The sequence below is a fragment of the Paenibacillus sp. y28 genome, assembly GCF_037137075.1.
Taxonomy (GTDB): Bacteria; Bacillota; Bacilli; order Paenibacillales; family NBRC-103111; genus JBBBNV01.
On the sequence record NZ_JBBBNV010000001.1, the window covers coordinates 84,027 to 96,670 of the forward strand.

12 protein-coding genes, 1 pseudogene and 1 other annotated feature are annotated in these 12,644 nt (G+C 48.0%); of the genes and pseudogenes, 8 read left to right on the forward strand and 5 right to left on the reverse strand.

The genetic code is table 11. From position 1 onward, the window contains the following. The first annotated feature begins 113 nt into the window (after positions 1-113). Entirely contained in the window at positions 114-1,289 is a 1,176-nt protein-coding gene (locus tag WBG83_RS00325) for a MalY/PatB family protein (RefSeq protein WP_336741641.1), read from the forward strand. Positions 1,290-1,385: 96 nt separating this feature from the next. On the opposite strand, the gene WBG83_RS00330 is transcribed toward WBG83_RS00325, so the two are convergent. Both WBG83_RS00330 and ytxJ read right to left on the reverse strand, forming a co-directional pair. Next, the gene (locus tag WBG83_RS00330; protein ID WP_336742602.1) at positions 1,386-2,078 is read right to left on the reverse strand and encodes an ArsR/SmtB family transcription factor; all 693 of its coding nucleotides are present in this window, start codon (positions 2,076-2,078) and stop codon (positions 1,386-1,388) included. A 67-nt stretch (positions 2,079-2,145) separates the two neighbouring features. Continuing rightward, on the reverse strand, positions 2,146-2,484 hold the full coding sequence (gene ytxJ / locus WBG83_RS00335; RefSeq protein WP_336741642.1) for a bacillithiol system redox-active protein YtxJ: 339 nt from the start codon (positions 2,482-2,484) through the stop codon (positions 2,146-2,148). A 292-nt stretch (positions 2,485-2,776) separates the two neighbouring features. Here ytxJ and WBG83_RS00340 point away from each other — a divergent pair, with 292 nt between their 5' ends. The 5 genes and pseudogenes from WBG83_RS00340 to WBG83_RS00360 all read left to right on the forward strand — a co-directional run bounded on the left by WBG83_RS00340 (position 2,777) and on the right by WBG83_RS00360 (position 8,033). Continuing rightward, on the forward strand, positions 2,777-4,366 hold the full coding sequence (locus tag WBG83_RS00340; RefSeq protein WP_336741644.1) for an alpha-L-fucosidase: 1,590 nt from the start codon (positions 2,777-2,779) through the stop codon (positions 4,364-4,366). Positions 4,367-4,448: 82 nt separating this feature from the next. Further along, positions 4,449-4,648, forward strand: a pseudogene (locus tag WBG83_RS00345) (TetR/AcrR family transcriptional regulator); the annotation flags it as partial. A 112-nt stretch (positions 4,649-4,760) separates the two neighbouring features. Then, positions 4,761-5,024 (forward strand) — a binding site (T-box leader). 76 nt (positions 5,025-5,100) lie between these two features. Continuing rightward, a complete protein-coding gene (gene leuA, locus WBG83_RS00350) occupies positions 5,101-6,771 on the forward strand; it encodes a 2-isopropylmalate synthase (RefSeq protein WP_336741646.1) in 1,671 nt (556 codons plus the stop codon). 111 nt (positions 6,772-6,882) lie between these two features. Beyond that, positions 6,883-7,437 (forward strand): hypothetical protein, encoded by a 555-nt coding sequence (locus WBG83_RS00355; protein ID WP_336741647.1) that lies wholly within the window; start codon positions 6,883-6,885, stop codon positions 7,435-7,437. Positions 7,438-7,589: 152 nt separating this feature from the next. Beyond that, entirely contained in the window at positions 7,590-8,033 is a 444-nt protein-coding gene (locus WBG83_RS00360; protein WP_336741648.1) for a cell wall hydrolase, read from the forward strand. A 411-nt stretch (positions 8,034-8,444) separates the two neighbouring features. On the opposite strand, the gene arsC is transcribed toward WBG83_RS00360, so the two are convergent. From arsC to WBG83_RS00375, 3 genes are read right to left on the reverse strand one after another with little or no spacing between them, the layout of a single operon-like run. Then, positions 8,445-8,870, reverse strand: coding sequence for an arsenate reductase (thioredoxin) (arsC, locus tag WBG83_RS00365; protein WP_336741649.1), 426 nt, complete (start codon positions 8,868-8,870; stop codon positions 8,445-8,447). A 34-nt stretch (positions 8,871-8,904) separates the two neighbouring features. Continuing rightward, entirely contained in the window at positions 8,905-10,197 is a 1,293-nt protein-coding gene (locus WBG83_RS00370) for an arsenic transporter (protein WP_336741651.1), read from the reverse strand. A gap of 16 nt (positions 10,198-10,213) precedes the next feature. Beyond that, a complete protein-coding gene (locus tag WBG83_RS00375) occupies positions 10,214-10,564 on the reverse strand; it encodes an ArsR/SmtB family transcription factor (RefSeq protein ID WP_336741653.1) in 351 nt (116 codons plus the stop codon). A 244-nt stretch (positions 10,565-10,808) separates the two neighbouring features. Between WBG83_RS00375 and WBG83_RS00380 the strand changes: the two genes are divergently transcribed. Then, positions 10,809-11,741 (forward strand): carbohydrate ABC transporter permease, encoded by a 933-nt coding sequence (locus WBG83_RS00380; protein ID WP_336741655.1) that lies wholly within the window; start codon positions 10,809-10,811, stop codon positions 11,739-11,741. Positions 11,742-11,759: 18 nt separating this feature from the next. Then, positions 11,760-12,596, forward strand: a complete 837-nt coding sequence (locus tag WBG83_RS00385; RefSeq protein ID WP_336741657.1) for a carbohydrate ABC transporter permease — start codon at positions 11,760-11,762, stop codon at positions 12,594-12,596. Positions 12,597-12,644: the final 48 nt, after the last annotated feature.

Below are 12,644 nucleotides of genomic sequence, written 5' to 3' on the forward strand. Positions count from 1 at the left end.
CGAAATTCATTATGGATTCGTACCGGAAAATTGACAAATACGTCATGATAGTAGATGATCAGATACATTCACATATCGCTGCATGGGCAGAAAATATGACGAGGTGGTACGCATTGAACTACTCTTTTGATGATTTCGTTGACCGTCGCAACACCCGTTCTTACAAATGGGATCAAAACAAAAAACGGTTTGGTCAGGCGGATATCCTCCCTTTATGGGTTGCAGATATGGATTTTCCAAGTCCGCCTGCAGTCACGGAAGCTTTGAAGAAACGTGCCGAATTGGGACTTTATGGATATGCTATTCGTACAGACGAATATTTTAACGCCATTATTCAATGGTTTCGTAACCGGCACCACTGGGAAATTCAACGCGGCTGGATTACAGACTCGCCCAGTGTCGTAACCTCCTTAAGCCTGGCTGTAGAATTGTTCAGTGAGCCAGGCGCACCGGTTGTTATACAAACTCCCGTTTATTACCCGTTTTATGATGTTATCGAGAACAATGGCCGGAAAGTGGCCCGAAATAGTCTTCTTTTACGCAGCGGCCGCTACGAGATGGATTACGAGCACCTGGAATCCTTATTTAAAGATGGAGCCAGGCTTATGCTTCTCTGCAGTCCGCATAACCCGGGAGGACGCGTATGGGAACGGGAAGAGCTACTACGGCTGGGTGAGCTTTGTCTGAAATATGAAGTCACTGTTATCTCAGATGAAATCCATTGCGATTTAACCTTCCCGGGTCATACGCATGTGCCGTTCGCTTCGCTGTCTTCTGAGCTCGCTACTATAACAGTGACCTGCTTGGCTGCGACCAAATCATTTAATCTGCCGGGCTTGCAAACATCCTTCATCGTCGCTTCTAATGCGAACTTAAGAAGAAGAATAGAGCACAGACTTATAACGCTCAGCTTAAACATGGCACAGCATTTCGCTCAGGATGCAGTAGAGGCTGCATATCGTGAAGGGGCGGAGTGGCTTGATGAGATGATGGAGTATGTCAAAGGCAATCTTGAATTTGCAATAGAGTACCTGGCGCTCTATTTGCCGGAAGTCAAGCCGCTGCGGCCGGAAGGTACGTATTTGTTATGGCTGGACTGCCGTCAGCTCGGCTTGGACAGTAAAGGGCTAAAGGAGTTGATGTACTCTCGGGCGAAAGTGGCTTTTAATGAAGGGTCAATGTTTGGAACCGAGGGCGAAGGGGGGCTGCGTGTTAACCTGGCATGTCCCAGAACGATGGTAGCGCAGGCCCTGAAACAATTTTGCGATGCGGCAAATGAGGGGAAATAGATGAAGGAGCTTCGCTGCTCCTGCTTGCGCTTACGCGCCATGCCTGCAAAAAAGAAGGCGCCAATTCCACTTTATCGTGGGTTTGGAGCCTTTTTTTCACTTCTTCGCTGGCTCCAGTTCATGCTTTAATTGAAAATATCGCTGCCACTCATTCAAGCCCTCATCCATCCGATAAGCCACGAAGCCCGCGGATTGTAATTTTTGTGCAGCTAGCGCTGAATAGACACACAGCGGGCCTCTGCAGTAGACAATAATTTCTGCGCTTTGGGGGAATTCGCTTATACAATCCTCCAGGTTTTCCATGGGGACGGATATCGCGCCGGCAATATGACCGGCTTCGTACTCTTCTTTTGGACGTAAATCCAGCAGAATAATGGCTTCGGTATTTATTTTCTCCATGACCTTATCCATCGTAAGGGTTTGAACGTCATCCATGTGATTTAGGAAATCATCTTTAAGCTTCCCAATGTCGGGGAGCTGCTTCTGGCTAATGTGCCATAACGAAGAGAGAAAGTCTACAATAGCGGGATCAGCCAGCGAATAGATCACATAGGTCTTATACTTCGTGAAATTGACCAGCCTGGCATCAAGCAGAATTTGAAGATGACGGGATACATTTGCAGTATTCATATCTGTGCATGCAGCCAGCTTCTCCACCGTTTTTGATCCCTGGGACAGCACATTCAGAATTTCCAGGCGCTTGTCGCTGGATAAGCATTTTCCGATTCGGGATAGTTGTTTATATAGCTCCTCCTTGAAGTTCTTCGCGGAGTTCATCAGATCCTCCATCATGATCACCTCGATTCTTCTTTCCAATCTGGGCAAAGGCCGCTAGAGGATCATCGCCAATATCCAATTAGTCCACTACGGCTGTAATATGCGCCTTCGTTACCGACCAGTGGGAGGCAGCCCAGTATTTCGCTTTATTTTTGATATAAATGATTTGAGGCGATTCGTGCTTCACATCCAAATCCTCGGCAATTTTATTGGATACGGGACGAGATTCGATAACTTTAACAAGCGTATAATTTACCCCGTGATTCGGTTTATCCTTTAAATATTGTTCATACTCATGCAGCGCATTGGCGCTGACAGGGCAAGTCGTACTGTGCTTCAAAATCACCTGTCCACGATCTGCGGATTGAGCCAAAATGTCATTCCATTCTTCAAGTGTCGTAATTTCTTTCCATTCCATCTCGGTTTCCTTCTTTCGTTGAATTTATATGCACTTAATCAGCACAAATCAATTGAATAATTGAATTATAACATACTATGCTCACCAGTCAAGTCAACTACAGCCATCCGGCTGCGGCCCTCTCAGTTCTGAACAGGCTCATTTTATGACCCCTGTGGACTATTAGGGCATATTGGTCCACTTAGGGGCTATTCATATCAACATGCCTCAAAAGCCGGTTCTTTTCTTCATAAAACCCTTTGATTATGCTAGTATTTAACCGAAACGACGATAATCGGAGGGGAAGATAACGTTGTTAGTACAACAAGAAATAGATTTTATTGAACGGTTTATGTTCAAGGGCGAGCAGGAGCTGTCTAACGAAAGCAAGGCAGAATTGCAGCGCGAATTGTTGGATTCGCTTTCAAACGAGCAGCTTGAGGACTATGCGTATAAAATCAACCAATTCCAAAAAACGGTGCCGAACCGGACCGAAAACACGTATTGGTTCTCGCTGCAGGAAGTAAAAAAGCTCATGCAAAATGAGTTGAATAGAAGAAAAATCGCCAAGCTCGGATTAAGCTACTCAAACGGTGACCCGGCTCCGATGAGCGGAGCGGAGCTGGCTTCGATGCTGAAAAGCAACGTCAGATTTAAAAGCACGGACGGTATCAAATGCGCGGAGCTGAAGCTGCCGGAAGAAGATATGCAGTGGTGGCGCGATGCCAAGTTTGGCATGTTCATTCACTGGGGCGCATATTCCATTATCGGACGCGGCGAATGGGTCATGAACAAGGAGCAAATTCCTTACGATGAATACCGGAAAACCGCGATGTCGCTGAATCCGCAGCATTTTGACGCGAACAACTGGGCTGAGCTGGCCAAATCGGCGGGCATGAATTACATGGTTATGGTAACCCGGCACCATGATGGCTTTGCTCTATGGGATAGCGAGAGCAGCTACGATAGCTACACGACGATGCAGGCAGACGCACACCGCGATTTCGTAAAGGAATACGCAGAGGCGGCGCGCAGCAAAGGCTTAAAGGTCGGCGTCTATTATTCGCCAATGGATTGGAGATTCCCGGGCTACTTCGAGCCGGTGGAGAAATACGACAACGCACTGCTGATGAAAAAACAGTGCTACGATCAAGTAGCCGAGCTGATGTCCCGCTACGGTCCGATCGATATTTTGTGGTACGACGGCTCCTGGCTCGCACACAAAGGCTCGGACGCAGGCGGTGCTTGGCTGTGGGAGCCGGTGAAGCTGAATCAAATGGCGCGTGACATTAACCCCAAGGTTGTCATTAACGAGCGATCCGGCTGGGAAGGCGACTTTTTCTGTGATGAAGGACCGCACGATGTTAACGGCAACATCATTCCGTTTGCATGGGAGAAAAACTTCAGCGTAGCCGGCTCCTGGGCCTGGCAGCCGACGAATCAGGCGTTTGCTTTCGAGCGTGTCATGGATTTAATCCTGAACGTATTCATCCGAAACGGAAATGTGCTGCTCAATGTGGCCCCGGACAAGGATGGCGTCGTACCGGAAGACCAGGTCGAGCTGTTCCGCAAAATCGGCGAATGGATGCGCGCAAACGGCGAGAGCATTTACGGCACTCGCGGAGGCCCGTTCCAGCCGGTGGATGGCGTGTACGGCGCGACTTACCGTAAAAACATCGTTTACGTTCATATCTTGAACGTTGACGAGTTCGGCAAGCAGACGCTTCCGGCGCTCCAGCAAAGCATCGTTTCCTGCACATTGCTGAACGGGGAGGAAGTACCGTTCTCGCAAAAGGATTCCGGCATCGCCATTTCGGTTCCGGAATCGGGACGCAATCCGATAGATACCATCGTGAAGCTGGTGCTCGATTCGGACGTTGAGGGCATTTTGAGTCAGGAATAGGCGCACGCGCTTGAATTAGGAGCTGATGCATACAAGCATCAGCTCCTATTCTTACATGTTCGAGCCCTGGCGGCACTGCTGCTGGTGCTTGACCAGCAAGCAGAATCTATCCTGCATTCTGGCCAAAGTAATTCTGAACGAGTTCCACTCCGAAGGGGATTGGAGGGAGCAGTTGACGGAGCTTGCGGTAACGGACGGCGTGTACTCGGGCGGTATCTCTGCTCTCCGCAGCTCATGCTGCTGTGCTTGCCCGACCAACATCATCCGGTTCTGTGCATAGAGCAGGTGCTTCAGACGCAGACTAATGGGCAGAATGGCGCGACAATGCAATGAGTAATCGTTTGAAATACACTTGACACCAAGGTATAGTTCGTTTAACATTAATCCTAATAGTGGATATACGTTGAAAAGGAATAGTACGGTTTTCCAAACGACCAGAGAGCTGTTGGATGGTGTGAAACAGCCGTGGAGAAAATCGGAACTCGCCTTGGAGTTGCTCGCTGAACCAGTAAAGTAGGTGGAGCCGGAGCCTGACCGTTATCTTCAGGAGGATACGAGGGTTGTTATTTTTTGGCAATCACGTGTCTGTAGAGTGCATGCCGACTAGCATGAATTCGGAGTGGTACCGCGTAAGATGTCCAAGTCTTTCGTCTCTGTTTTGTAGAGATGAAAGACTTTTTTTGTTATCCTGTTTGCTCAAATCAGAACAGAAATTGATAAAAGGATGATAACCCATGAAAAATGTTGAAAAGTACGCAAGAGGATATTTTATGCCGCCGGAGACAAGCTTGAAATGGACGAAGAAGGAATATATTACCGAAGCGCCGATATGGTGCAGCGTCGACCTTCGTGATGGCAATCAGGCATTAATCGTTCCCATGAATTTGGAGGAAAAGCTGGAATACTTCAAAATGCTTGTTGAAATTGGGTTCAAGGAGATCGAAGTCGGATTTCCCGCAGCGTCGGAAACGGAATTTGCCTTTTTGCGCACCTTGATCGAGCAGGACTTGATCCCTGATGATGTCACCATTCAAGTGCTTACCCAATCCAGAGAGCATATTATCCGGAAAACCTTTGAAGCGCTTAAGGGTGCGAAAAAAGCCGTCGTGCATTTGTATAACTCGACATCCGTGGCGCAGCGGGAACAGGTATTCCGCAAATCCAAAGAAGAAATTATCGACATTGCTGTCAGCGGCGCCAAGCTGTTGAAGCAGTGCGCGGAGGAGACTGAGGGGAATTTCCAGTTCCAATATTCACCGGAAAGCTTTACAGGCACAGAAATTGATTTTGCGCTGGCCATCTGCAACAGCGTACTTGATGTATGGCAGCCAACGGCGGAGAACCCCGTCATCATCAATCTTCCAGCAACGGTATCCATGTCGATGCCTCACGTCTATGCCAGCCAAATCGAGTATATGAGCGATCATCTGAATTACCGGGAGCATGTGATTATATCGCTTCATCCACATAATGACAGGGGAACAGGTGTGGCGGATGCGGAACTGGGGGTGCTCGCCGGAGCTCAGCGCGTCGAAGGCACTTTGTTCGGGAATGGGGAAAGAACGGGGAACGTAGACATTGTCACGTTGGCTCTGAACATGTACTCACACGGTGTCGACCCGAAGCTGAATTTGGAGAACATCACTACAATCATCTCCGTCTATGAAAGACTGACCAAAATGAGAGTAAGCGAAAGACATCCTTACGGCGGCGAGCTTGTATTCACCGCGTTCTCCGGCTCGCATCAGGATGCCATTGCCAAAGGAATGGCTTGGCGAGAGGAAAAGGAGCCCCGGCATTGGTCAGTTCCATATCTGTTGATTGATCCCAAGGATATCGGCAGGGAGTATGAAGGCGATATCATCCGCATTAACAGCCAGTCCGGAAAAGGCGGAATTGGCTACATTCTGCAGCTGAAGTATGGTCTCGATCTTCCGCCGAAAATGCGGGAAAACTTCGGATACTGCGTTAAAAACGTATCGGATCAGCAGCAAAAGGAACTGATGCCTGAAGAAATATACGATATTTTCATGAAAGAATATGTGAATTTAAATACGCCTGTCGAATTTGTCAAATACCGCATGACAGACAATGAGGAGTTTCAAACCATCGTCACGGTAAGGTCCGGCAATGAAGTCAAGGAAATTACGGGCAGCGGGAACGGGGGATTGGATGCAATCAGCAATGCACTCCAAGCCCATCTGGGGATTCAGTATACCGATTTGTTCTATAAGGAGCATGCGCTGGAAACCGGCTCTAAGTCACAAGCTATCTCTTATATCGGGATTACGGCTTCGAACGGGAGTGTATATTGGGGCTGCGGCATTGACGTTGATATCATGACCTCATCTGCAAAAGCGCTGTTCAGTGCTGTCAATAAAATGAGCCGCAGTATCGGTAACTAATTAACTCATTCACTAATTGGTGCGAAACAAAGCAGTGGATCAACATGATCAACTGCTTTGTTTGATTGAATAAACGGGTACTGATTCATATAACAACGGAGGCAAGCTAAAGTGAATACACCGCAAATGAAAGCTGACAGGATAAAGCAGGAATGGATACCCAAAAAGGAGCGATTCGGAATAAGCGTAGCGTTCATACTAGCTGTTCTGCTCGTTGTTTGGCAGTTAAAGGACATCGTAGAGCTTTCTTCAGCTGCTCTGCATAGCAAGCAGTTGAAACATATGCTTAAAGATTATGGTTCGTATGCCAGAATCGCCATATTTGTTGTGCTTGCTTATTATGCGTTTCTCTTTGCTATGAGACAGCGCATAGGGGACGGTATAGTTTATGTGAAGAAGGGACTTTCACTGCTGCTGCGCTTTGCTCGCAGGTGGCATACCCCAATGGCCATCATTGCGATTGCTTTTATCCTCCTTCATACGGTTGCTGTCTTTATGTATGGCTTTACATTCGATTTGAATACTATTAGCGGTTTGCTTGCTTTAGTGGTTCTTCTTCCGGTACCTATATCGGGACTATTGCGATATCGGAGACTCGATCGCAAGTGGCATTTACGCTCAGGGTTAGCTTTTGCTGTTTTGTTTTTAATCCATGCTTTCTTATAATCTCATACAGCTCTAAGCCAGCTGGCACGCGCTTATTCATCCTGGAGGCCGGGCGACGGAACGGCGATTCACCATCGTTTTCTACTGGGCGAGTGTAACACATCGGCTTCACCTACAATATGATGAGTATAGAAATCTAAAGAGGTGAGCCAATGGCAGTAGTAAAAGCCAGGAAACAGGATATTGACATGTTGGCAAGGCTGCTTCGAGCTGAAGCTGAGACCGAAGGCGAAACGGGCATGCTTCTTGTTGGAAATGTTGGCATTAATCGAATAAGAGCGAACTGCTCTGATTTTAAAGGCATCCGGACCATTCCCCAGATGATCAATCAGCCCCATGCGTTCGAAGCGCTGCAGCACGGTATGTACTATCAAAGTGCAAGAGATAGGGAACGCCGTCTGGCGCAACGGGCTGTGGATGGGGAGCGGATCTGGCCAGCCAAATTCTCCCTATGGTATTTCCGGCCAGGAACGTTTGAGAATCCCGGACCGTGCCCGCCAACCTGGTATAATCAACCACTCGCAGGACGATGGAAGAAGCACTGTTTTTATGAACCGACCGCAGAGGAATGTGAAAGTGTATATACTACGTTTTAATTCGATAAACGAAAGCACTCCGGCTCTTTCCAAATGACTTGTGTCGGATGACAGAGCCTTTCATCTGATTCAGAACCGCTGAAACAGCGGTTTTTTTAATCATGGCATAGCGATACTTCATCATGCGCAAAATTATAAACTGATATAGGGTTAATGGGCTATTTTACCCTGAAGCAGCAAACCCTATGTCACCCGGCACGCTGTAATGATAAATTCTGCAACCCGAATAGCTGTCAAAGCGCCACAGGAGGACCCACAAGCAATACATTGCTTCCGCACGCGCACAGCTTCCAGCGCGCAGTGTTTCGCTGCATGACGGCGGTCGGTCGACTACATTTGGAAAAGCACCAGTAAACGGAAATGGCGTACGCTCTCGAGCAAACGGTTCAGAGAGCGTACGCCATTTCCACGCTAGTGGTCTTCGTTAAGAAACTTTTCGATACGAGCCTTGATACAGTCACGCACATGACGAAATTGAGCCATGATTTCCTCTTCCGTGCCGGTTGCCTTCGCTGGATCGTCGAAGCCCCAGTGCCATTTGACCACATCGGGATTCATAATGACCGGACAATGCTCATCGGCATGCCCACAAAGCGTTACAACGTACGATGCGCGGTTCAGAACCTCCGGATCGATGATGTCCGAGTGGTGAGAGCTAATGTCGAAGCCGGCTTCTCTCATAACCTGCACTGCTCGCGGATTGAGGCCATGAGCTTCGAGACCTGCGCTTTTTACTTCATATTTGTCGCCGCCAAGGGCTTTCAGGAAGCCGTCAGCGATCTGGCTGCGACACGAATTCCCTGTACAAAGAAAATAAACCAGAGGTTTGTTGCTCATTGGAGAGGTCCCCCTTAAGTAAATGGCTTGATTTTTAATGGATAAGCTGCAGCCATAAGAATAGCCCGCAAAGCGTGATACAAAGCACGGGGACGGTAAGGACGACACCCGTTTTGAAATAAGCCCCCCAGGAAATTCTAACCCCTTTGCTTGATAGCACATGGAGCCATAGCAAGGTGGCTAACGAACCGATAGGCGTGATCTTGGGACCCAAATCCGAACCGATTACATTCGCGTAGATGTAGGCTTCACGTAAAACCCCTTCCGGGTTCGTGCTGTGAATGGCCAGCGCATTCATCATAACCGTCGGCATATTGTTCATCATTGAGGAGAGGAGGGCGGCAATGAATCCGGTACCTGCCGTGGCGACAAACAAGCCATGAGCACCAACCCATTCCAACACATCCCCCAGCTCATCTGTAAGCCCTACATTACGCAGACCATACACAACAATATACAACCCGATGGAGAACAGGACAACGGCCCAAGGCGCACCTTTAATGAGCTTCCAGGTATGGATTTCTCGGCTTTGTCTGGAAAGAAGCAACAAAACGATAGCTGCTGAACCCGCGATAACGGAGACCGGTATGTTGGCGAATTCACTTATTAAGTATGCGATAAGGAGCACGGCAAGAATAATCCATGATATGTTGAAAAGTCGCTTGTCTTTAATCGCATCGGCCGGCTTCTTCAACTGTGCTGTGTCATACTGCTTTGGGATGCTTCTGCGGTAGAACAGATACAGCACCAGCAAGCTGGCCGCGATAGAAAAGAAGGTCGGGACAACCATACGACTGGCGTATTCCAAGAACCCGATCCCAAAGAAGTCAGACGATACGATATTGACCAAATTACTGACAATAAGAGGCAGTGAGGCTGTGTCAGAAATGAAGCCGCTTGCCATGATGAATGGAAGAATACTCCGATCATCAAATTGCAATGCACGAACCATCGCGAGTACGATCGGCGTTAAGATGAGTGCCGCACCGTCATTTGCGAAGAAAGCAGCGACTCCAGCCCCCAGCAAAATAACATAGACAAACATCAACTTTCCGTTACCGCGGGCGAAACGGGCCATATGCAGCGCTGCCCATTCAAAAAAACCGATCTCATCGAGAACAAGAGAAATCAAGATGATGGCTACGAAGGCGAGGGTCGCATTCCACACCATTTGCGTCACGTCCCAGACATCATGCAGATCGACAATTCCGCAAATGAAGGCAAGAAGCGCGCCGCCGCAAGCAGACCATCCGATACTAAGCCCCTTCGGCTGCCAAATGACCAACACCAATGTGATGACAAATATAACAAGCGCTAATGCAAGCATGAATGCTCCTCCGAATTTAACAGCAGCTATTGGGTTTCTGATCGTTGATTTTGTCGCTCATGGAAGGCAGCTGCATCAGGATGTCGCGTAAGTACGGCTTGTCATTGACGTTCAATGAATAATAAATCCATTGACTCCGCCGGGCTTCATTAACGATCCCGCCAGCTTTGAGCTTCCTTAAATGCTGGCTGATGTTTGGCTGCGTCGTCTCCAGGATATCTACGATGTCACATACACACATTTCACGTTCCTTGAGCAAGGCGACAATGGTTAAGCGTGTTTTATCGGACAGCAGCTTCAAGGTATCGGCAATCGTTTCAATCGACACTTCAGTTTCAACCAAATCCTTCACTCCTTTCCCTATCATTCGTGCAGCCTTTCGTCATTATATAATCAAATGATTATATAAGCAAGAGATGATATTCTTTTTGTTATGAACATGCCCTTACAACAAGGGTGCCATTAGCGTACGGGTTACATTCATCGTATGTGATATTTTGAAATCGGTAAAAATAATACACGTAAACGAGTCTAAATCCTGAACCGCGATTGTTGTCGATTCCCCCTATAATGAGGATGAGGATTCGGATGATCATCAGGAGGTAGGAGATATGGAATACGGGATGGAACCCGCAAACCGGAAAACGAGAGGAAAATGGTGGGATCAGCAAAGGAAGGAAGCAGTCATCGGGTGGATATTTCTAGCGCCTGAAGCGGTAGGTATCATTACCCTTGCCATATTCCCTTTGCTGTTCTCATTGTTTCTGAGCTTTACAAACTGGAACCTTGCCGGCGGCTTTGAGGAGATGAATTTTGTAGGGCTTGCGAACTTTGAGAGAATGGTGGATGATACCAAGTTCTGGAAGGCCTTGCAGCATAATCTGTTTTTCACAGCTATCACAGTCCCCATGGGACTCTTGATCGCAATGATCATGGCAGTTCTCATCCACACGAAGGTTTATGCCAAAGATTTGTTCAAAATTTTATTTTTTATCCCTTATATTTGCTCCACGGTCGCTATCGCCGCAGTCTGGGCAGCTCTCTATCATCCATCCAGCGGTCCGATTAATCAATTTTTGATGGCGATGGGTATGGAGGAGCCACCCAAGTGGCTCGTCGATTCGCAGTATGCCCTTGTCGCCATTATGGTTATCGCGATTTGGCAGGCGCTCGGTTATCAGATGATTATCTTTCTGGCGGGCTTGACGCAAATTTCGGAGGATATTTACGAATCCGCCCGGATCGACGGTGCATCAGGCATACAGCAATTCTGGTACATCACGGCTCCCTTATTGGCGCCGACGACGCTGTTCCTTACAATTACGACGATCATCGGTTCATTTAAAGTGTTCGACCTCATCAAGTTCTTGACGGACGGGGGGCCGAACGACGCTTCGACGGTGCTTGTATACCGGATCTATGAAGAAGGCTTCATTAATTTTAATATGGGCTATGCTTCCGCGCTCTCTTGGGTGTTGTTCCTGCTGGTTATCGCCGTCACCTCTGTGACATGGGTTGTACAGGCTCGGGAGAAACGTTCATAACAGGAGGGGGAAACGATAGTGAAAGCTAAGAAATTACAGCTCGACCGGATTGTACTCACCATTCTTTTCGGAGCTTGCTCCATCATGTTCATTGTTCCGCTCGTTTGGATGCTGTCGGCATCGGCCAAATTAGAGCGGGACGTGATGACGTACCCGATCCAGTGGATTCCAACGACCTGGAATTGGACGGCGAATTTTCAAAAGGTGTGGCTGGAGAAGGTACCCTTCTCCATGTTTTACTGGAACTCGTTAAAGCTCGCGGTCATTGCGACGCTGGCAACGCTGCTCTTTTCCTCGATGGCGGCCTTTGCCTTCTCTAAGCTGCGCACTCCCGGAAAAGGTCTGATGTTCGGCTTGATGATGTCATTCATGATCATTCCGGAGCAAGCGACGCTCGTGCCGCGATTCATCATGATCAAATGGCTCGGGCTGTACAATTCGCATGAGGGCTTGATTCTGATGCTGGCCTTCTCCATGTACTTCACATTCCTCATGCGGCAATTTATGATGGGCGTTCATAACGATTTTATTGAAGCGGCCAAGATCGATGGTGCGGGTTATTTCAGAGTGTATGTACAAATCATGCTGCCGCTGTGTCAACCAATTCTGGCAACAGCGGGTATCATTAAGTTTATTTGGACATGGAATGATTATCAGAATCCGTTAATTTTCTTGTTTAAGAAGGAGCTATTCCCGCTGCCGCTCGGCATTCAATTTTTCCGTCAGGAGTATTCCAACAACGTTTCATTGATGATGATGGCTGCTGTATCTGCTATCATACCGCTGATTATCGTCTTCGTTATTTTGCAGAAGCAGGTCATTAACGGGATCACTGTTGGCGGGGTAAAAGGGTGAGCATCGGAGATGTCGAAAAAATGCACGTAGAACAGTAACACAAAGTAC

Bases quoted from the DNA above. Each gene is read 5' to 3' on its own strand.
- WBG83_RS00380 (WP_336741655.1), top strand. From the start codon at position 10,809: ATGGAATACGGGATGGAACCCGCAAACCGGAAAACGAGAGGAAAATGG.
- arsC (WP_336741649.1), bottom strand. From the start codon at position 8,870: ATGAGCAACAAACCTCTGGTTTATTTTCTTTGTACAGGGAATTCGTGT.
- leuA (WP_336741646.1), top strand. From the start codon at position 5,101: ATGAAAAATGTTGAAAAGTACGCAAGAGGATATTTTATGCCGCCGGAG.
- WBG83_RS00360 (WP_336741648.1), top strand. From the start codon at position 7,590: ATGGCAGTAGTAAAAGCCAGGAAACAGGATATTGACATGTTGGCAAGG.
- WBG83_RS00330 (WP_336742602.1), bottom strand. From the start codon at position 2,078: ATGGAGGATCTGATGAACTCCGCGAAGAACTTCAAGGAGGAGCTATAT.
- WBG83_RS00375 (WP_336741653.1), bottom strand. From the start codon at position 10,564: ATGATAGGGAAAGGAGTGAAGGATTTGGTTGAAACTGAAGTGTCGATT.
- ytxJ (WP_336741642.1), bottom strand. From the start codon at position 2,484: ATGGAATGGAAAGAAATTACGACACTTGAAGAATGGAATGACATTTTG.
- WBG83_RS00370 (WP_336741651.1), bottom strand. From the start codon at position 10,197: ATGCTTGCATTAGCGCTTGTTATATTTGTCATCACATTGGTGTTGGTC.